15 protein-coding genes are annotated in these 20,247 nt (G+C 71.7%); 3 read left to right on the top strand and 12 right to left on the bottom strand.

All coding sequences use genetic code 11. The features are described from left to right. Positions 1-7: 7 nt before the first annotated feature. On the bottom strand, positions 8-958 hold the full coding sequence (locus tag ACIRP2_RS33265; protein WP_404256906.1) for a 2-hydroxyacid dehydrogenase: 951 nt from the start codon (positions 956-958) through the stop codon (positions 8-10). 111 nt (positions 959-1,069) lie between these two features. On the opposite strand from ACIRP2_RS33265, the gene ACIRP2_RS33260 reads away from it, so the two are divergent. The 3 genes from ACIRP2_RS33260 to ACIRP2_RS33250 all read left to right on the top strand — a co-directional run bounded on the left by ACIRP2_RS33260 (position 1,070) and on the right by ACIRP2_RS33250 (position 3,852). Continuing rightward, positions 1,070-2,062 (top strand): aldo/keto reductase, encoded by a 993-nt coding sequence (locus ACIRP2_RS33260; protein ID WP_404256904.1) that lies wholly within the window; start codon positions 1,070-1,072, stop codon positions 2,060-2,062. A 199-nt stretch (positions 2,063-2,261) separates the two neighbouring features. Then, entirely contained in the window at positions 2,262-3,434 is a 1,173-nt protein-coding gene (locus ACIRP2_RS33255) for a PQQ-dependent sugar dehydrogenase (protein ID WP_404256902.1), read from the top strand. Positions 3,435-3,456: 22 nt separating this feature from the next. Next, a complete protein-coding gene (locus ACIRP2_RS33250) occupies positions 3,457-3,852 on the top strand; it encodes a DUF6191 domain-containing protein (protein ID WP_404256900.1) in 396 nt (131 codons plus the stop codon). 140 nt (positions 3,853-3,992) lie between these two features. On the opposite strand, the gene ACIRP2_RS33245 is transcribed toward ACIRP2_RS33250, so the two are convergent. From ACIRP2_RS33245 to gatA, 11 genes are all read right to left on the bottom strand, one after another. Further along, the gene (locus ACIRP2_RS33245) at positions 3,993-7,151 is read right to left on the bottom strand and encodes an AAA family ATPase (protein WP_404257221.1); all 3,159 of its coding nucleotides are present in this window, start codon (positions 7,149-7,151) and stop codon (positions 3,993-3,995) included. A 68-nt stretch (positions 7,152-7,219) separates the two neighbouring features. After that, on the bottom strand, positions 7,220-7,405 hold the full coding sequence (locus ACIRP2_RS33240; RefSeq protein ID WP_404256898.1) for a hypothetical protein: 186 nt from the start codon (positions 7,403-7,405) through the stop codon (positions 7,220-7,222). 369 nt (positions 7,406-7,774) lie between these two features. Further along, positions 7,775-8,548 (bottom strand): hypothetical protein, encoded by a 774-nt coding sequence (locus tag ACIRP2_RS33235; protein WP_404256896.1) that lies wholly within the window; start codon positions 8,546-8,548, stop codon positions 7,775-7,777. 87 nt (positions 8,549-8,635) lie between these two features. Continuing rightward, positions 8,636-9,190: a GNAT family N-acetyltransferase gene (locus ACIRP2_RS33230; RefSeq protein ID WP_404256894.1), complete on the bottom strand. Its 555-nt coding sequence runs from the start codon at positions 9,188-9,190 to the stop codon at positions 8,636-8,638. Then, complete coding sequence (locus tag ACIRP2_RS33225) at positions 9,190-11,436, bottom strand: MMPL family transporter (protein WP_404256892.1); 2,247 nt, start codon at positions 11,434-11,436, stop codon at positions 9,190-9,192. Before ACIRP2_RS33225 ends, ACIRP2_RS33230 begins: the two co-directional genes overlap by 1 nt. Positions 11,437-11,745: 309 nt before the next feature. Further along, a complete protein-coding gene (locus tag ACIRP2_RS33220; RefSeq protein ID WP_404256890.1) occupies positions 11,746-13,209 on the bottom strand; it encodes a hypothetical protein in 1,464 nt (487 codons plus the stop codon). Positions 13,210-13,359: 150 nt separating this feature from the next. Then, on the bottom strand, positions 13,360-15,486 hold the full coding sequence (locus ACIRP2_RS33215) for a phosphocholine-specific phospholipase C (protein WP_404256888.1): 2,127 nt from the start codon (positions 15,484-15,486) through the stop codon (positions 13,360-13,362). A gap of 132 nt (positions 15,487-15,618) precedes the next feature. Further along, positions 15,619-16,878 (bottom strand): SLC13 family permease, encoded by a 1,260-nt coding sequence (locus tag ACIRP2_RS33210; protein ID WP_404257219.1) that lies wholly within the window; start codon positions 16,876-16,878, stop codon positions 15,619-15,621. 101 nt (positions 16,879-16,979) lie between these two features. After that, positions 16,980-18,488, bottom strand: a complete 1,509-nt coding sequence (gatB, locus tag ACIRP2_RS33205; protein ID WP_404256886.1) for an Asp-tRNA(Asn)/Glu-tRNA(Gln) amidotransferase subunit GatB — start codon at positions 18,486-18,488, stop codon at positions 16,980-16,982. A 15-nt stretch (positions 18,489-18,503) separates the two neighbouring features. Then, entirely contained in the window at positions 18,504-18,743 is a 240-nt protein-coding gene (locus ACIRP2_RS33200; protein ID WP_404256884.1) for a hypothetical protein, read from the bottom strand. Then, positions 18,740-20,242 carry an Asp-tRNA(Asn)/Glu-tRNA(Gln) amidotransferase subunit GatA gene (gene gatA / locus ACIRP2_RS33195; protein ID WP_404256882.1) on the bottom strand — a complete coding sequence of 501 codons (1,503 nt, stop codon included), beginning with the start codon at positions 20,240-20,242 and terminating at the stop codon, positions 18,740-18,742. Before gatA ends, ACIRP2_RS33200 begins: the two co-directional genes overlap by 4 nt. Positions 20,243-20,247: the final 5 nt, after the last annotated feature.

Below are 20,247 nucleotides of genomic sequence, written 5' to 3'. Positions count from 1 at the left end.
TGCGTGGTCAGTCCGTGGTGCGTACGACGTTCCGCATCGGCTCGCCCGAGGCGAATCGATTCAGCTGTCCGGCCACCAGACGCTTGGCGCGCGGCAGGAATGCCGAGGTGCTGCCGCCCACGTGCGGAGTGATCAGGACGTTCGGAGCGTGCCAGAGGGGGTGACCGGCGGGCAGGGGTTCGGGGTCGGTGACGTCGAGGGCGGCGCGCAGTCGTCCGGATTCGAGTGCGAGAAGCAGCGAATCGGTGTCGACGACGCCGCCCCGTGCGACGTTCACGAGCAGCGCACCGTCCGGCATCGCGGCGAGGAACTCCGCGCCCACCAGCCCTTGTGTGGACGGGTTCAACGGGGTGGACAGCACGACGACGTCGGCCTCGGGCAGGAGTGCGGGCAGGGCGTCGAGTGCGTGTACGGGTCCGCGTGCTGTCGCCCGTGCGGAGCGCGCGACGCGCGCCACCCGCGCACACTCGAAGGGTTCGAGCCTGTCCTCGATGGCGGCGCCGATCGATCCGTAGCCCACGATCAGTACGGACTTGTCGGCGAGGGCGGGGTAGAAGCCGGCCCGCCACTCCTCCTTGTCCTGGCCGCGGACGAACCCGGGGAAGCCGCGCAGCGAGGCGAGGATCAGGGCGAGCGCGAGCTCCGCGGTCGACGCCTCGTGGACCCCCTTGGCATTGCACAGCCGCACCCCGGCCGGCAGCAGGCCGAGGCCCGGCTCGACATGGTCGATGCCCGCGGTGAGCGTCTGCACGACCCGGACCCGTGTCATGTCGGCGAGCGGACGGACCGCGATCTCGGAACCCTTCATGTACGGCACCACGTAGAACGCGCAGTCGGCCGGGTCGGCGGGGTAGTCCCGCCCGCCGTCCCAGAACCGGTAGTCGAAACCGTCGGGGAGTCCTTCGATCTCATCGGCGGGAAGAGGCAGCCATACGTCGGGAATCTTCTTCGAAGTCATGGTCAGGAGGCTAATCGCCGGGAGGCTGCGCGCGGGGTCGTGGTCGGCAGAGGCTACGTTGGGGGTGCGTTGTGGTCCCGCGACGGCGGGACCTAGGAAAGGTTCGGGGAGTTGGAGCGCAGGAGTCTCGGGGCGGCGGCGCTCGCCGTGGGTGCGGTCGGTCTTGGCTGTATGCCGATGAGCTGGGCGTACAGCGCCTCGCAGCAGCGCGGTGACCGTGCGTTGCGAGCGGTGCACGCCGCGCTCGACGCGGGGGTGCAACTGCTCGACACGGCCGACATGTACGGCCCCTTCACCAATGAGCTGCTGGTGGGCCGGGCGTTGAAGGGCCGCAGGTCCGAGGCCTTCGTCTCCACCAAGTGCGGGCTGCTGGTGGGCGATCAGCACATCGTCGCCAACGGCCGCCCCGGCTATGTGCGGCGGGCCTGCGACGCCTCGCTGCGGCGGCTCCAGACCGATGTGATCGATCTGTACCAGCTGCACCGGGCCGATCCCGAGGTGCCGGTGGAGGAGACCTGGGGCGCGATGGCGGACCTGGTGACCGCCGGCAAGGTGCGGGCGCTCGGGCTCTGTGCCGTCGGGGCGCGGGCCTCACGTCGGCCGGGTGCCCGCATGTACGACGAAACGATCCGTCAGCTGGATCGGGTGCAGCAGGTCTTCCCGGTGAGCGCCGTGCAGGCCGAGCTCTCGGTCTGGTCCCCGGAGGCGCTGGAGTCGCTGCTTCCGTGGTGCTCGGCGCGAGGCGTGGGGCTGCTGGCGGCGATGCCGTTGGGGAACGGCTATCTGACGGGGACACTGACCCCTGGACAGGGCTTCGAGCCGGAGGACCTGCGGGCCAGGCATCCGCGGTTCACGGCCGAGATGATGGCGGCGAACCAGCCGGTGGTGGTCGGTCTGCGGCGGATCGCCGAGCGGCACGGGGCGACTGCCGCGCAGGTGGCACTGGCCTGGGTGCTGCGGCAGGGATCGCACGTGGTGCCGGTGCCCGGGACCAAGCGGGAGCACTGGGCTGTGGAGAACGCGGGGGCGGCCGGGCTGACACTGACCGCGCAGGATCTGGTGGAGATCGCCCGGCTGCCCGCGGCACGGGGGTCGTGGGACTGATCACCGGACCGTCTCCGTGATCACCCATGGAGAAACTCGGCGCGCACGGGAACCCGGGGCGGGGCCGCGGTGTAAGAACAGTAGTCGGCTGGCCGTCGAAGGGATCGATGCTGTGCGCGGTGTTCTGTTCGGATCTGCACGAGGCCCCGTGGGGCGTCGCGGGCGTCGCGGGCGTCGCCGGGGCGGGCGCCGGGGGGCGGTGGCCGCGTTGGCTGCGGGCACGCTGGTGCTGGCCGCGGGGTGCTCCCCCGGCGGCGGCGCGGGCGGTCCGGCGGGCGGCGAAGGCATGCCGTCGGCGTCCCGCCCCTCGCCGACCGCCTCGGGCGCGTCGGCCGACCCGTCCCCGTCCGCCGACCTGCCGCCCGCGAAGGGCTCGGTGAAGGTGGTCTCCACGCTCACCGAGGGTCTCGACTCGCCGTGGGGGCTGGCCGAGCTGCCCGGCGGCGATCTGCTGGTCTCCTCGCGCGACAAGGGCACGATCACCCGGATCGACACGAAGAACGGGAAGAAGACCCTGCTGGGCGCCGTCCCCGGGGTCTCGCCCGGCGGTGAGGGCGGGCTGCTGGGCATCGCGGTCTCCCCCACGTACGGCTCGGACCATCTGGTGTACGCGTACTTCACGACCGCGTCCGACAACCGCATCGCACGCCTGCAGTACGACGAGAACGGCACCACGCCGGGCCGGCTGCTGGGTGCCCCGGACACGATCCTCCGGGGCGTTCCGAAGGGCTCGATCCACAACGGCGGGCGGATCGCCTTCGGCCCGGACCACATGCTGTACGCGAGTACCGGGGACACGGGGGACGGCGGGCTCGCACAGGACAGGAAGTCACTGGCCGGCAAGATCCTGCGGATGACCCCCGACGGTCTGCCGCTGCACGGCAATCCGGAGGCCGACTCCGTGGTGTATTCGTACGGACACCGCAATGTGGAGGGGCTGGCCTGGGACGGGCACAAGCAGCTGTGGGCGTCCGAATTCGGGCAGGACACCTGGGACGAGCTGAACCGGATCGTGCCGGGTGGGAACTACGGTTGGCCAGAGGTCGAGGGCAAGGCGGGGAAGAAGGGCTTCATCGATCCCGTGGCACAGTGGAAGACGTCCGAGGCGTCTCCGAGCGGGATCGCGTTCGCCGGGGGCTCGATCTGGATGGCGGCCCTGCGCGGTGAGCGGCTCTGGCGGATTCCGTTGTCCGGCAAGGGGAACGGGGAACCCCTGGCGGCCCCGCAGGCGTTCCTGAAGGGGAAGTACGGCCGTCTGCGCACCGTGCTCGCCGCGGGCGGCGACAGGCTCTGGCTCGTCACGAGCAATACGGACACCCGTGGCACCCCGAAGCCGGGAGACGACAGGATCCTGGTGCTGGAGGTGCGGTAGCGGCGACAGCAGGTGAAAGGGCGTGCGACCGGTGTTCAACTTCTTCGAGGAACTCTTCGCGCCGGGCCGCAGGCATGCCGCCGAGGAGCAGAAGCGCCTGGAGCTGACCCGGGTGGACCTCGGGGTCGGCGACCCGGGGCGCGGGCCGATAGACCTGGCCTCCGGAAAGGTGATCGTCAGAGCCGCCGGTACCGGTGCCGGCGGAGGCTCCGACAGCGGCGGCGACGTCGCGGACGGCACCTCCACCGGGGGCGAGGGCCCCGCGGCCGGTGGCGGCGCGGGCACGGACGGGGGCCCCGGCACCGACAACGGTCCCGAGGCCGGTCGTGGGGCGCCGTCCGGCCAGGACCGGGCCACCGACGATCCGGACGGGCCGTCCGGGCCGGATGCCCCGGACGGCCCGGACACGCGGTCGTAGGGGGCCGGTCCGGGCGCATCGCTGCAGGAGGGCGGTCCGGGCGGCCGGGGCGCGGCTCCCCGACCGCGGAATCGGGCCGGGCGGCCAGGGTCCGTTCCGGGACCGGGAGGCGCTCCAGGGGTCAGGAGGCGTTCCAGGGGTCAGGAGGCGTTCCCCGTCGGGTACAGGCGCAGCCGGTGGGCGAGCGCGGCCGCCTCGCCACGGCTGGCGACGCCCAGCTTGGCGAGGATGTTCGAAACGTGCACGCTGGCGGTCTTGGGCGATATGTAGAGCTCCTCGGCGATCCTGCGGTTGGTGTGACCGTCGGCCACCAGACGGTGCACATCCTGCTCGCGTCGTGTCAGCCCGAAGGACTCCACCGCCGCCGCGGCCGCCTCGCGCAGGTGGTCCTCGGCCTGCTCGCGGTCCACGGCCGCGTCGGAGCCGCCGTCCCGGGCGGGGACGGTGACGGCGGCGGGCATCTCCTGGGCCGCGCCGGGAGCCGGGGTCCGGTCGGGCGGGGTGAGCGTGACGCGGGCCCGGCCGGCCAGCAGCTCGATGGCCTCGGTCAGCGGGCGTGCGTCGAGCCGCCGGGCGGTGCTGTGGGCGTCGCGCAGCAGCGCGGTGACCGCGGACCGGTCGCCGGAGGCGACGAGGAGGGCCTCGGCCCAGCGGTGGCGGATCTGGGCCAGCTCGTACGGGCGTTGCAGAGGGGCGAAGGCGGCGGCGGCCCGGGACCAGTGGTCGGGGGTGTCGAGGCCCTCGGCCCTGGCCAGTTCGGCGTCGACCAGGAGACCGTAGGCGGCCCAGATGGGGATGAGCATCGGCAGCCGCTTCAGGTGGGCCCGGATGCGCGCGAGGACCGCGGGACGGCCGGGTTCGGCGGCGGGCAGACCCCGGGCGTCGGCCTCGGCGGCGGCGGCGACATGGAGCAGCGGCAGCGCGTACCGCTGGGTGCCGGGCGGGAAGCCCTCCTTCGCCCGGGCCTCGAACGCGGCCCGTGCCTCGGAGAGCCTGCCCTGCTGCACGGCGAGGGCCATGGCATGGCGCACGGGTGGGATGAGGAGCTGGGGCTGCGGGTCACGTGATCCGAAATGACGCCGGGTCAGGGCGAGTTGGATCTCGGCCTCGGCCAGGTCGCCCCTGGCCAGGGCCAGTTCGGTACGGCGCGCGGCGACGAGCCCCTGTGCCTTGCTGGACTGGGCGGCACGGGCCGCCGCGTCGGTGGTGGCCCGGCTCTCGTCCCAGTGGCCGAGGGAGAAGAGCGAGGTCGCCTGGTTGCAGCGGACCCATGCCTCCATGTCGACGATGCCGTGGCTGCGGCTGATCTCGATGCCGTGGTCGGCGGCCGCCGCGGCTTCCAGGGAGCGCCCCATGGCTTCGAGGGTGGCGGGAAGGTTGATGCCGGCCCGGCTCATGATGCCGACCAGATGCAGTTCGTCGGCGCGGTCGCGGACGGCGTACATCTCGGCGATGCCCTCGTCGACACCTCCGGCGTCGGCGGTGAGCCAGCCACGGGTCAGCCTGGCGTGCAGTTCGGTGTACTCGTCGCCGACGAGTCGGGCGTACTCCACGGCACGGTCGACGGCGAGCAGCGTCTCGGCGCCCGGCCGGTGCAGGGCGCCCCAGCCCGCCACGCTCATCAGGACGTCGGCGTGGACGACGGACGGGGGCAGGCCCCGCACCAGCTCCTGGGCATGGGCCAGCTCCTGCCATCCGTCGCCGCGGGTGAGGTCCTGCATCAGCCGGGAGCGCTGCACCCAGAACCAGGCCGCGCGCAGCGGGTCGTCCTCGTCGTCGAGAACGCGCATGGCCTTCTTGGCGATGGCCAGGGCGCGTTCGCGTTCGCCGCCGAACCGGGCGGCGACGGTGGCCTCGGCCATCAGGTCGAGGTAGCGCAGCGGGGTGGCCTCGGGGTCGCAGCCGCAGGCCGGGTAGCTCTCGGCGTAGTCGATGGGGCGCAGGGTGCGGCGCACGCCGTCGGGGGCGTCGTCCCACAGCTCCATCGCCCTTTCGAGCAGGCCGAGTTGCTCGGAAAAGGCGTAGCGGCGGCGGGCCTCGACCGAGGCCTTCAGTACCGCGGGCAGGGCCTTGGCCGCGTCGTGCGCGCCGTACCAGTAGCTGGCGAGCCGGGTGGCGCGTTCACCGGCGCGGACCAGGGTGGGGTCGATCTCCAGGGCCTCCGCGTACCGCCGGTTGAGCCGGGAGCGCTCGCCGGGCAGCAGATCGTCACTGACGGCCTCGCGGACCAGGGAGTGCCGGAAGCGGTAGCCGTTGCCCTCCGGGGTGGTGAGCAGCAGGTTGGCGCCGACGGCCGCCCGCAGCGCCCCGATGAGCTCGTCCTCCCCCAGACCCGCGACCGCGGCCAGCAGTTCGTACTCGACGGCGGAACCGCCCTCGGCCACGATCCGGGCGACCCTCTGCGCGTCCTCGGGGAGCGCCTCGACGCGGACGAGCAGGAGGTCGCGCAGTGAGTCGGAGAGCCGGGAGCGGTCGCCGCTCTCCAGGCTGCAGGCGAGTTCCTCGACGAAGAAGGCATTGCCGTCGGAGCGTTCGAAGATCTCGTCGACGAGGGCGGCCTCGGGGGTGGCGGCGAGGATGCCGGTGAGCTGGCGGCAGACCTCGGCGCGGTTGAAACGGGCGAGTTCGATCCGGCGGACGGTACGGAGCCGGTCCAGTTCGGCGATGAGGGGGCGCAAGGGGTGGCGGCGGTGGATGTCGTCGGAGCGGTAGGTGCCGATCACGACGAGGCGACCGCTGCGCACGGTGCGGAAGAGATAGGCCAGGAGATGCCGGGTGGAGGCGTCGGCCCAGTGCAGGTCCTCCAGGACGAGGACGACCGCGCGCTGTGCGGAGATGCGCTCCAGGAGCCTGGCGGTGAGTTCGAAGAGTCGGGCGGTGCTGTGCTCGTCGGTCGCGTCCCGGTCGGCCTCGCCGAGTTCGGGGAGCAGTCGGGCGAGCTCGCCCTCCTGCCCGGCGCAGGCCGCGGCCATCTCGTCGGGCAGGGTGTGGCGCAGGGTGCGCAGGGCCGTGGAGAACGGGGCGTAGGGCAGGCCGTCGGCGCCGATCTCGACACAGCCGCCGACGGCGACGACGGCCTCGCGGCGCACCGCCGCCGCGAGGAACTCCTCGACCAGCCGGGTCTTCCCGACCCCCGCCTCGCCCCCGACGAGCAGGGCCTGCGGCTCGCCGCCGGGGTGGTCGGCCCGGCCGGTGTCCTCGGCGCCGACGCGGGTGAGCGCGTCGACGAGCGAGGCGAATTCCCCCGCGCGGCCGACGAACACGGGACTGACGGACCTGGTCTCCACGTCGCCGAGCATCGCACACGGGTCCGACAGTCCGGGCAACGGAATCGGTTCGTCCGACATGACCGGTCGTCGCGCGGCCACTACGCGGCGTGGACGAACCGGTCCCTGTCCGTACTCACCGGCCCCTCCGCCTCCTTGTGCACGGCATCACGGGCGCCACGGCGAGCGGCCCGGCGAACGCGGCGGGCCTCCGCGACGAGTCGCTCCTGCTCGGCCCGGCGCAGCAGTTCGGCCGCTTTCACCTGGTGCATTTCGAGCGCGTACATGTGCATCTCCCTGAGGACGACGGCCCGTTCGGGCCTGGGGTGGGCGGCAGTGCGTCTGCCGTGCTCCCACTCTCGTCCCCCAGGGGGCGTCGCCGCATCGGGCGAGTTCCGCATCTTCCGGGGCCGGGGGTCCTTAGCCGGGTGCGGACACCGCCGCATACGGCCCGGGGCGGACCGGATCGATGCCTTAGTGAGCCGGGCGGCGGTGGTGCGGTACCCGGAACAGAGCGCGGCCGTCGTCGGCCGGATCGTCCGGGGTGCCGACCGGGACCGAAGGGTCCTTCGTCCGGATCGAACCGGATCGGCGAGCGGCCACCCGGGCCCGGCCCGATCCGAACAGGAGACCTCGGGGTCCGGGGCGGTCCGTACTCACCTGCTGATGCCCGCGGTCGGCAGGGACACGATGAGGTCGAAGTACATACCGATGGAGAGCACCACGCCGAGGACGCCGAGCGCTGTGCCGGCGGTCGCGACCGCCCGCACCCAGCCGGGCTGCGGCTGCCGGGAAGGTGCGCCGAAGGCCGGGCGTACCAGGGCGAAGACGCCGACCAGCACGGCGAGCAGTGCGAAGAGGCCGTTGACCAGCGCCGTGGAGTGCCAGGCGTCGCCGTAGATCTCGGAGATCTGCTGGGCCGCGGAGCTGCCGGTCGAGGTCTTGATCTGCCCGATGAGGGTCTCGCGCTCGGCGGCGATCCTGCCGGTCCAGGACCCGCTGAGCGCGACGATGCCGAGACCGGCTGCGGCCACGGCCGCGGCGGCCGGGCCGAGACCGGACGGCCCCTTGTCGGAGTCCTCGAACTCGAAGCCCTCGATCTCGGAGTCCGTGAACTCGGATTTCTCGGGCTCGGAGTTCTCGGACTCGGAGTCCCTGAGGCCCGGGGCCTTTCGGTCGACGTCCGCGGGGCCGGACTCCCCGGATTCGGCGCCCGGGCCGAGATCCTGAGCGGGCTCCGGGGCGGCGCCCGCCCCTGTGTCTCCGGCGGCCACCTCGCGCGCTCCCCCGGCTTCGGCCGCTCCCTCGTCGAGGCGGTGCGCCGTGTCCTCGGCGGCGGTCTGCTCGGCACCCGTCTTCCGGGCGTCGGAAGCGGCGGGGCCGGTGGGGGTGGTGAGGTCGGTGGGGTTGGTGGGAGTGCTGGGGTTCATGTCCCGCACGCTAGGCGGCCCGGATGAGAACCCTCTTAACGCCCGCCCCCGGCCGCCCTCGGCCCGTCGCGATCCCTTTGGCCGCCCTCAGGCGTTCCGCGCCCGCCACTCCGGTGCCAGCACGGACCAGATCTCCGAGTCGTGCCGCTCGCCGCGGTACAGGTAGCTCTCGCGCATGACGCCGTCCCGCTTCATGCCGAGCCGCTCGGCCACGGCGATGCTGCGGGTGTTCGCGGCGGACGCGGCCCACTCCACGCGGTGCATGCCGCGTTCGAACACCGCCCAGTCGATCAGCTTCCCTGCCGCCCGGGTGATCAGCCCGCGTCCCTGGGCCGCCGGTTCCAGCCAGCAGCCGACCTCGCAGTTCCCGGACTCCGCGTCGAAGATCCGGAACAGGACCCCTCCGACGAGGGTGCCGTCCAGCCAGATGCCGTAGAGCCGCCCCGTGTCGGTCGCCTGCTTCTGCGCGTACTGCCGGAGCAGGGCACGCGCCGAGTCCAGGTCGGCGGCGTTGGAGGCGAGGGGGATCCAGGGGTCGACGAGCTCGCGGGCCCGGTCCATGTGGGCGAGGAACTCCTCCGCCTGCCAGACCTCCAACGGACGCAGTTCGGCTCCGTCGTCGCCCAGGGATATCGCGAACATCATGCTCCTTCTCGAACCGTTTCCACCGCGTGCGCCGGCTGCGCCGCGTCCACCGGATCCACCGGTTGTGCTGTCCGCGGGATCTTCGCACGCGGTGCACGGCACTCGGGGGATTCGATGCTGATCCGCGGCAGCCGCCGGTCCAGCCAGCCCGGCAGCCACCAGTTCGCACCGCCCAGCAGATGCATGAGCGCGGGGACCAGCAGGGTACGGAGCACGAAGGCGTCGAGCGCCACGGCCGCGGCCAGCGCGATGCCGAACATGGCGATGACCCGGTCCCCGCTGAGGACGAACGCGAGGAAGACCGAAATCATGATCACTGCGGCGGAGTTGATCACGCGGCCGGTCTCGGCGAGGCCGACCCGGACCGCCCGTCTGTTGTCGCCGGTCTCCAGCCACTCCTCGTACATCCGCCCCACCAGGAACACCTGGTAGTCCATGGAGAGCCCGAAGAGCACGGACACCATGATCACCGGAAGGAACGGCTCGATGGGACCGGAACTGCCCAGCCCCAGAAGCTCGCTCCCCCACCCCCACTGGAAGATCGCGACGACGACTCCGAACGAGGAGGCGACGGCGGCCACGTTCATCGCGGCGGCCTTCAGCGGGATACCGATCGACCGGAAGGCCAGCAGCAGGAGCAGACAGCCGAACCCTATGACGACACCGACGAAGAGCGGGAGTTTCCCGATGATGATCCGGGCGAAGTCGTCGTAGCTGGCCGTCACCCCGCCCACATGGGCCCGGAGCGAGGTGTTCGCCTCGGCCCGCGGGAGGACGTCCGTACGCAGCCGGTCGACGAGCGCGCTGGTCTCCTGCGACTGCGGGGCCGACTTCGGTACGACGGTGACGAAGGCCGTACTGCCGTCGCCGTTGTACGTGACCGGGCCGACCGACGCCACCCCGGCGGTGGCCCGCAGCGTGGCCGGCAGGCCGTCCATGGCGAGCCGGTCGTCCGCGCCGTCGAGCTTCGCGGCGATCGTCAACGGGCCGTTGACCCCGGGACCGAATCCTTCGGCCAGCAGGTCGTACGCCTGCCGGGTGGTCGACGACGAGGGGTTGTTGCCCTGGTCGGAGGTGCCCAGATGCAGGGAGAACGTGGGCAGCGCCAGGATCAGCATCACCACGGCGGCGAACGCCCCGAGCAGCTTGGGACGGCGTTCGACGAAGGCCGACCAGCGGGCGGCGAAGCCGGTGGGCGGTTCGGGCTGCGGCCCGCGTTCGGCGAGCTGTCTGCGCTCACGCCGGCTCAACGCCCGCATGCCGATGAAGGACAGCAGGGCGGGCAGCAGGGTCACGGAGGCGGCCACGGTCAGGACGACGGTGAGCGACGCGGCCACTGCCACACCGTTGAGGAAGCCGAGCCGCAGGATCAGCATGCCGAGCAGCGCGATGCAGACGGTGGCTCCGGCGAAGACGACGGCCCGCCCGGTCGTCGCGACGGCGTTCCGCGCCGCCTCGGTGACCGTCATGCCTCTGCGCAGCCCGGTGCGGTGCCGGGTGACGATGAACAGCGCGTAGTCGATACCGACACCGAGCCCTATCAGCATGCCCAGCATGGGTGCGAAGTCGGCGACGGTCATGACATGGCCGAGCAGCACGATGCCCGCGTACGCCGTTCCGACGGAGACGAGGGCGGTGGCGATGGGAAGGATGCTGGCGGCGAGCGAGCCGAAGGCCAGGAACAGCACGACCGCCGCGACGACGACCCCGATGGCCTCGCTGAAGTGGACGGACGGCGCCTCGGTGAGGGCCACGGCCGAGCCGCCCAGTTCCACCTGGAGATGGTCGCCCGCGGCCGCCTTCGCGGTGTCGACGACGGCCTGCGCCTGCTGCACCGGGATGTCTTCGGACTGCTGGTCGAAGGTGACCGTGGCGTAGGCGGTGTGTCCGTCCTCGCTGATCTGCCCGGCGCCGGCCTCACCGTACGGCCCGGTGACGGCTCCGACGCCGGGCAGTGCCTCGACCGCATGCAGGGTCCGGGTCATCGTCTGGCGGACATCGGCCGCCCGCACGGTGGAGTCGGTGGTGTGCCAGACGATGGTGTCGGTGTCACCGCCGAGGTCCGTGAAGCCGTTCTTGAGGAGTTCGGCGGCCCGGCCGGACTCCGTACCGGGCACCTCGTAGTCGTTGGAGTACGCGGAACCCGCGAAGCCCGCCGCGGTGGCCGCACCGCCGAGGGCGAGGAGCCAGATGAGAACGGCGACGAGGCGGTGCCTGATGCACCAGCGGGCAATGGCGGCCAACGGACGTGCTCCCTGAGAGGTTCGTGGCTCTTCAGCGGGACAAAACATGAATTACCCGTAAAGAACACATGTCCTGAGAGCTGCCACTCTGGCAGCCGATGGTGATCGTTTGTCCCTTTCGTGGTCATACTCACAATGGTTCCGGGACACACCGCGGATTCCCGGCCCGCGGTGGCCCTCGGACGCACGGCGACCTTCGTGGACCGTGGCCTCCGGACCCACGACTTCCTCGGGACCCGCCACGACCTCGTCCCGCACCGCCGCATCGGCCCCCGCTCCTGCGGCCGGCTCACCCGCCCGCCTGCCGCCTCAGCCGGTCAGCCGCTCCTCCTCCGCCTCCAGTTCCGCCTCGAACTGCTCCTCGATCTCCGCGATGCCCTTCGCCACGACCTCCGCCAGGTGGACGGGGCAGGTCAGCGGCCCGCCGCCGGAGACCGGGTCGGGAGCGGGGCAGAGGTCGGGGGCGTAGAGGTGCGCGACGCGGGCCATGCGGTCGGCGGTGCGCTCACGCCGGGGCGCGTGGCCGTCCTCGTGGGCGCACGCCCCACCGGCCGGGGTGGCGGCAGCCGTACGCAGGACGTCCAGGATCTCCCGGGCCGTCCCGTACGGCAGTTCCAGGGACTCGGCCGCCGTTCCCATCAGGAGCAGCAGGACGGACCGGTCCGGCGCGGGTCCGTCGGGGCCGAGCTCCTCGTACCGCCTGGCCGCCCAGAGCGCCGCTTCCGCGGAGGCATGCTCGTCTTTGAACGGGACATGACGCTCACTCAGCGGTCCGATGTCGAGGCGGCCGTCCGGGCGCAGGTACACCGCGTCCAGATGGGCCGTCTCCCGAGTACCGAAGAGCGCGTCGACCGCACCGCGCAGATGGTCACGGGCCTCGACGGCGAGGGCGCGCAGGAAGGTGGTGCAGGTCCATGCCTCCAGCGAGGCGCCGTATCCGTCCTCGTGCTCCTGGCGCAGGAGCGCCCGGCCGCCCGGGCTCTGCAGGTGGATGCCCTCGGTGGCCTGCTGGTCGCTGCCGGAGTTCAGCGCCGGGTGCTCGCCGTCGCCGTGCGCGCAGGGCGCGTCCGGCAGCAGCGGCAGTACGGACTCCAGGCCCTCGATCATGTCGTCGAACAGCGACCGCTGCCTGATCCGGCCCGACGCCACGTACCAGCAGTTGGCATGGGCGACGACGACATAGCCGGCGAGAGCGGCCCGGGTGAGGGTGCCCGGCGGCACGGCATGGACGTCCAGGTCCCAGAACGGATCGCCGTTCGGATAGTCGTTGAGCACGCTCCCCAGGCTGCTGATGCTGCTTTGGTGGTCCTCGGGGACGATGTCGGGAATGCCCTCCACACTGCCCGGCAGGATCACATCGGCGACTGTCCGCGCCCAGCCTGCGGCGTTGCGGGGGCAGGCCTCGGCCCCGCCCGGGGCGAGCGGAACCCGGACGTCCGGCGCGTCGTGCAGCGCGCTCGCGTCCGTGTCCCACCTCTCCAGGGTCCCGGTGTACGGGTGAGCCGTGTGCCCGCAGCCGTCGGCCTCCGGGAACCGCGCGTCCAGGGCCTTCGCCGCGGCGGCGAGCGCGTCCACCACGGCCCGCTCGACGGGGGCGCCGCGCCGTCCGAGGACGTACGGCGCCATGTCCACCAGACCGAGGGTGAGCAGGACCGCCTGCTCACCGCCCGGTTCGACGGCGAGCAGACGGGCGCACTCCAGGACGACGGGGTCCGCCTCCTCGGGAGCGGCGCCCGGCGCGACCCCGGCCCATTTCTCGATCAGTTCACTCATGATCGAGGAAACGCGGCCCACGCTCCGGCGGTTCCGTCGAACATCGAACTCCCGTACGCACAAGGGTCCACCGACCGGACCTGCCGGCCCGCCTGCCCGTCTACCCGTCTACCCGTCTACCGTCAGCCGTCAGCCGTCAGCCGTCAGCCGTCAGCCGGAGACGCTCGCCCGGCCGTTCTCGATGTGCCCCATCAGCCTGCGCCGGAAGGTGTCGTCCCCGTCGACGGTGACGGCCAGGTCGTACCAGCCGTGCGCGTCCGCCGCCGAGTGCACCACCGTACGGCTGCGCCCGGGCTTGACCTTGACCGTCCTGGTCCAGTCCCGCAGATCCGCCTCGTCGACGTATCCGAGCGGCCGTACGGTGAAGGTGAGCGTGGTCCGCCCCGTGTTGCGCAGGGTGAGGTGCAGGTCCCGCTCGTGCGCGTCGATCCGCGAGGCGACCTCGGCCCCGACGGAGACGCCGTCCTTCCCGGGCCCGGCGAACTCGCGCCGGAAGCCGTTCGGTCCCGTCACCGTGAACCGGTACGCCGCACCGTTGACCGGCACCGTCCATTGCGCGGTGCCCGTCACGTCCCGGTGCTGCGGAACGGGGAACTCACCCGCGTACGGGTACAGCGCGAAGTGTGCGGACGAGCGCCCCGTGTTGCTGAGGGCCACCCGCACCGCCCCGTCCACCAGCTTCGCCTGGGCGTCCGGCTGGTACGGCAGCGCACGGGCCGGGCGCGCCCCGGGCTCCTGTACGGGCATCTGCTGCACGAGCGGCGGCTTCGGCGCCCAGCGTCCGCTGAACGGCGGGATGGCGCCCGGCTGTTCCACCTCCGGCCGGCGCCGTCCGCGCGTGAAGTCGAAGGCGGAGGTCAGATCACCGGTGACGGTGCGCCGCCAGTCGCTGATGTTCGGCTCCTTCACCCCGGTCCAGCGCTCCAGGAAGCGGATCACGGAGGTGTGGTCGAAGACCTCGGAACAGACGTAGCCGCCGACGGTCCACGGCGACACCACGAGCAGCGGCACCCGCATCCCGAGACCGGTGGGCTTGCCCTCCCACTGCTCCTCGGTGACCTCGGGCGGTGCGACCGGCGGCGGCACGTGGTCGAAGAAGCCGTCGTTCTCGTCGTAGTTGATGAGGACGGCCGTGTGACGCCACACGTCGGGGTGCTTGCCCAGCGCGTCCAGGACCTTGTAGACGATCGTCGCGCTGTGGATCGGCGAGGAGACGCTCGGGTGCTCGGAGTCGACGGCCGACGGCACCAGATAGGAGACCTCGGGCAGCGTCCCCGCCGCCACGTCCTTGGCGAACTCGTCGGCCAGCGTCCCGGTCTCCACCCGGCGCAACGCCCGCTCGAAGAGGCTGCGTTCGGCCTTGTCCAGGGTGGCGACACCCTCTTCGAGCAGACCGAACAGCCGCTCCCGCTCCGCGGCACCGGCGTCCCGTATCGCCGAGTAGAACGACTCCATGTACGTATGGCCGCCGGTCTTCGCGAGTGCCTTGCGGGCGATCGCCTTGAAGGTGGCGAAGAACTCGATCTGGTTGTCGGTGAAGTTCTCCCACTCGGTGTACGTACGCCAGCTGCGCCCGGCCTTCTCCAGCCGTTCCGCGTACGTGCCCCACCCGTAGCCGGGGTGCGTGCCCTCGTCGTACGCGTCGTTCCCGACGGCCCGCTTGCCGTTCGCCTCGTTTCCGGTCTTCCCGCTCCACAGGTGGTTGCGGTTGGGGCTGGTCGAGGTGTGGATGGAGGAGTGGTAGGCGTCGCAGACCGTGAAGGTGTCGGCCAGTTCGTAGTGCAGCGGGATGTCACGACGGTCGTAGTACGCCATGGTGGCGGCCGTCTTCGCGGTCACCCAGCCGTTCATCCACCCCCCGGCCCATGCCCTGCCGCCGCCGCTCCAGGAGTGGTCGAGCGCGCCGATGTACTGGAGTTCCTTCTTCTGCGTCTCGGCGGCGTCGCGCACCGGGAACGGCAGCACGGAGGTGCCCGCCGCGGCGGGCTGCTCGAAGACCGGCTTGCCGGAGGGAAGCTCGACGGCGTTGCGGTCGCCGAAGCCGCGTACGCCCCGGAGCATCCCGAAGTAATGATCGAAGGAACGATTCTCCTGCATCAGGATCACCACGTGCTTGATGGCCCCGAGGCCGTCGCCCCCACCGGACCCCGCCGAGTGCGCCGGCTGCGCGGCCATCGCGGCCTGCAGCGACGGCGGCAGCAGGGACCCCGCCGCCGCGACGCCGAGCGCACCGCCGCCGAGCGCGAAGAGCCGCCGCCGTGAAATGTCCGTGGTCAAGTGAGCCTCCCGAGTCCGGTCGTACAGCCCGGAAGCTAATCAAGCCAGGTGGCGCCGGGAAGGATTTCGTACGGCCCCGTGGTGAACGTCCAACAGGTCTGCCGGGAAAGTCCAACCGCGGTGCGGGAGGGATCACACCCCGATCAACCGCAGCGCACCCCACAGCGCGAGGGTCGACACGCCCAGTGTCGCCGGCACGGTCAGCAGCCCGAGCCGGGTGAAGTGGCCGAGGTCGGGCGCGGCACCGTGGCTGTGCAGGATGCGGCGCCAGAGCAGGGTGGCGAGCGAGCCGACGTAGGTGAGGTTCGGGCCGAGGTTCACCCCGATCAGGGCGGCGAGGACCGGTCCGGGACCGGCCGCCGCGACGACCGGGAGCAGGGCGAGGGTCGCGGGCAGGTTGTTGATCAGGTTGGCGAGCAACGCCGCCACCGCGGCCACCGCCAGCAGGGCGGGAAGTGACGAGCCGTCCGGCAGCAAGGTTTCGATGCCTCGACCGAGGCCGTTGTCGACCACGGCCTCGACCACGACGCCGAGCGCGAGCACGAACAGGCAGAACAGCGGGTTGGCGGAGCGGACGAGGCCCTTCACCGTGGTCTCGCGCCGCACCAGCGCGCGGACCGCCAGCACCCCGGCACCGGCCAGCGCCGCCCACAGCGGCTCCACGCCCGCGAACGAGGTGACGACGAAGCCGCCCAGGGTCAGGGCGAGGACGACGAGGGTGAAGACGGGGGCGCCGGGACGCTCCTCCTCCGGCTTCGGCGGATACGCGCCGGCTGCCAGGTCGGCGGCGAAGACCCGGCGGAAGACGACGTACTCGACGGCGATGGCGGCCAGCCACGGAAGGGCCATGAGCGCGGCGAAGCGGGTGAAGGAGAGGCCGCTCGCGGCGAACGCCAGGAGGTTGGTGAGATTGGAGACGGGCAGCAGCAGGGACGCCGAGTTGGCCAGGTGCGCACAGGCGTAGACGTAAGGGCGGGGCCGGGCACCGACGCGGGCGGCGGTGGCGAGGGCGACGGGGGTCAGCAGGACCACCGTCGCGTCCAGGCTGAGCACGGCGGTGATCACCGAGGCGACGACGAAGACGCCGCCGAGCAGCGGGCCGGTCCGGCCGCCGCAGGCCCGTGCGACCAGGTCACCGGCGGCCGTGAACAGCCCCTCGTCCGCGCAGAGCTGGGCCAGCACCAGGATCGCCGCGAGGAAACCGACGACCGGCAGCAGGCTGTCCACCTGATCACGGGCCCGGGACCAGGGGACCGCACCGGCCACGGTCACCAGCACGGCCGCGGGTACGGCGACGGTCGCCTCCGGCAGCCCCCGGGGGCGTACGACGGCGACGGCCAGTACGCCGAGCAGGAGCACGACGGAGACGATCTCGGCAGTGACGGTGTTCAGCGGACCGGGGACTCTCTGGACGGGTGAAGGGGCGGTGCACCCGTCCCACGGATGCACCGCCCCTTCAGGACGTGCGGAAACCGCCCGCGCGGGGGCCGGGATCAGCCCTCGACGCCGAGCTTCTCCAGGATCAGCTCACGCACCCGGGCCGCGTCGGCCTGGCCGCGGGTGGCCTTCATGACCGCGCCGACGAGCGCGCCCGCGGCCGCGACCTTGCCGCCGCGGATCTTGTCCGCGATGGCCGCGTTGGCGGCGATGGCCTCGTCCACGGCAGTACCCAGCGCGCCCTCGTCGGAGACGACCTTCAGGCCGCGCTTCTCGACGACGGCGTCCGGGTCGCCCTCACCCGCGAGGACGCCCTCGATCACCTGGCGTGCCAGCTTGTCGTTGAGATCGCCCGAGGTGACGAGCTCGGCCACCCTGGCGACCTGCACCGGGGTGATCGGCAGCTCGTCGAGGCCGCGGCCGGTCTCGTTGGCGTTGCGGGCCAGCTCGCCCATCCACCACTTGCGGGCCTGGTCCGAGGGGGCGCCCGCGTCGGTCGTGGCGACGATCAGGTCGACCGCGCCCGCGTTGAGGATGGACTGCATGTCGTGCTCGGAGACGCCCCACTCCTCCTTCAGCCGGTTGCGGCGCACCCGCGGCATCTCGGGGAGTGCCTTGCGGAGCGCCTCGACCCACTCACGGGCCGGGGCGACCGGCACCAGGTCGGGCTCGGGGAAGTAGCGGTAGTCCTCGGCGTTGTCCTTGATGCGGCCGGCCGTGGTGGAGCCGTCCTCCTCGTGGAAGTGCCGGGTCTCCTGCACGACCGTGCCGCCCGAGTTCAGCACCGCGGCGTGGCGCTGGATCTCGAAGCGGGCGGCGCGCTCGACGGAACGCAGCGAGTTCACGTTCTTCGTCTCGGAGCGCGTGCCGAACGTCTCGGTGCCGTTGGGGCGCAGCGACAGGTTGACGTCGCAGCGCATCTGGCCCATTTCCATCCGGGCCTCGGAGACGCCGAGCGCCTTGATGAGCTCGCGGAGCTCCGCGACGTACGCCTTGGCGACCTCGGGGGCTCGTGCGCCCGCTCCCTCGATCGGCTTGGTGACGATCTCGATGAGCGGGATGCCCGCGCGGTTGTAGTCGAGCAGGGAGTGGGACGCGCCCTGGATACGGCCGGTGGCACCGCCGACGTGGGTCGACTTGCCGGTGTCCTCCTCCATGTGGGCACGCTCGATCTGCACCCGGAAGATCTCCCCGTCCTCCAGCTGGACGTCCAGATAGCCGTCGTAGGCGATCGGCTCGTCGTACTGGGAGGTCTGGAAGTTCTTCGGCATGTCCGGATAGAAGTAGTTCTTCCGGGCGAAGCGGCACCACTCGGCGATCTCGCAGTTCAGCGCGAGACCGATCTTGATGGCGGACTCGACGCCGATCTCGTTGACGACCGGCAGCGCGCCGGGCAGGCCGAGGCAGACCGGGCAGGTCTGGGAGTTGGCGTCCTGCTTGAGCTCGGTCGAGCAGCCGCAGAACATCTTGGTCTTGGTGCCGAGCTCGACATGGACCTCCAGGCCCATGACGGGGTCGTAGGACGCGAGCGCGTCCTCGTACGACACCAGGTCGGTGACAGTCACGGTGAAACTTCCCTCTCAGCCCAGCAGTACGTCGTCATCGCCGAGGCGCTTGAGTTCGCGCAGCAGCAGGGCGAGACCGGTGGCGATGGCGGCGGCGGAGACAACGGCGTCGATCAGTTGGAGCGTGTCGTGCTCGACGCGGGCCTTCCTGGCCTGCTTGATGACGCCCAGCGCTCCGAAGGCGGTGGTGCCGATGGACAGGTACGTACCGGTCTTGGACTTCTTGAAGCCCTTGGCCTTGGTCAGTGCGCTCACAGTGACGGAGCCTCCTCCAGCAGCGGGTGTCCCCACTTTTCCACGAAGGCGGCCTCGACCGCGGCTCCGACCTTGTAGAGACGGTCGTCCTTCATGGCGGGGGCGATGATCTGCAGTCCGACCGGCAGGCCGTCCTCCGGAGCCAGGCCGCAGGGCAGCGACATGGCGGAGTTCCCGGCGAGGTTGGTCGGAATGGTGCACAGGTCCGCGAGATACATCGCCATCGGGTCGTCGGCGCGCTCGCCGATCGGGAAGGCGGTGGTGGGCGTCGTCGGGGAGACGATCACGTCGACCTGCTCGAAGGCCCTCTCGAAGTCCTGCGTGATGAGGGTGCGGACCTTCTGCGCCGAGCCGTAGTACGCGTCGTAGTAGCCGGAGCTGAGCGCGTACGTACCGAGGATGACGCGGCGCTTGACCTCGTCGCCGAAGCCGGCCTCACGCGTGAGCGCGGTGACGTCCTCTGCGGACCTCGTGCCGTCGTCGCCGACGCGCAGGCCGTAACGCATGGCGTCGAAGCGGGCCAGGTTGGAGGAGCACTCGGACGGCGCGATCAGATAGTACGCCGACAGCGCGAGGTCGAAGGAGGGACAGTCCAGCTCGACGATCGTGGCGCCGAGCGACTTCAGCAGTTCGACCGACTCGTTGAAGCGCTGGACGACACCTGCCTGGTAGCCCTCACCGGCGAACTGCTTGACGACTCCGACGCGCATGCCCTCGACGCTGCCGTTGCGGGCGGCCTCGACGACCGGCGGGACCGGGGCGTCGATGGACGTCGAGTCCATCGGGTCGTGCCCGGCGATCACCTCGTGCAGCAGGGCCGCGTCCAGGACGGTACGGGCGCAGGGGCCGCCCTGGTCCAGGGAGCTGGAGAACGCCACCATGCCGTAGCGGGAGACGCCGCCGTAGGTGGGCTTGACGCCCACGGTGCCGGTGACGGCGGCGGGCTGACGGATGGAACCGCCGGTGTCCGTGCCGATGGCGAGCGGGGCCTCGTACGACGCGAGCGCGGCCGAGGAGCCGCCGCCGGAACCGCCCGGGATGCGGGTGAGGTCCCACGGGTTGCCGGTCGGGCCGTAGGCACTGTTCTCGGTGGAGGACCCCATGGCGAACTCGTCCATGTTGGTCTTGCCGAGGATGACGACGTCGGCGTCCTTCAGCCTCTTGGTGAGGGTCGCGTCGTACGGCGGGATCCAGCCTTCGAGGATCTTGGAACCGACGGTGGTCGGCATGCCCTCCGTGGTGAAGATGTCCTTCAGCGCGAGCGGGACACCGGCCAGCGGGCCCAGCTTCTCGCCGGCGGCCCTCTTCGCGTCGACGGCACGGGCCTGCGCGAGCGCGCCCTCGCGGTCGATGTGCAGGAAGGCGTGGACCTTCTCGTCGACCGCGTCGATCCGGGCCAGATGGGCCTCGGTGACCTGGACGGCCGTGAGCTCGCCGGACGCGATCTTCTCGGCGATCTCGGCCGCGGTGAGCTTGATGATGGTGCTGTTGTCCGTCATGGCTG

The organism is Streptomyces sp. NPDC101194 (genome assembly GCF_044767885.1).
In the GTDB taxonomy this organism is placed as follows: Bacteria; Actinomycetota; Actinomycetes; order Streptomycetales; family Streptomycetaceae; genus Streptomyces.
This window is presented reverse-complemented; position numbering and strand designations above follow the sequence as displayed.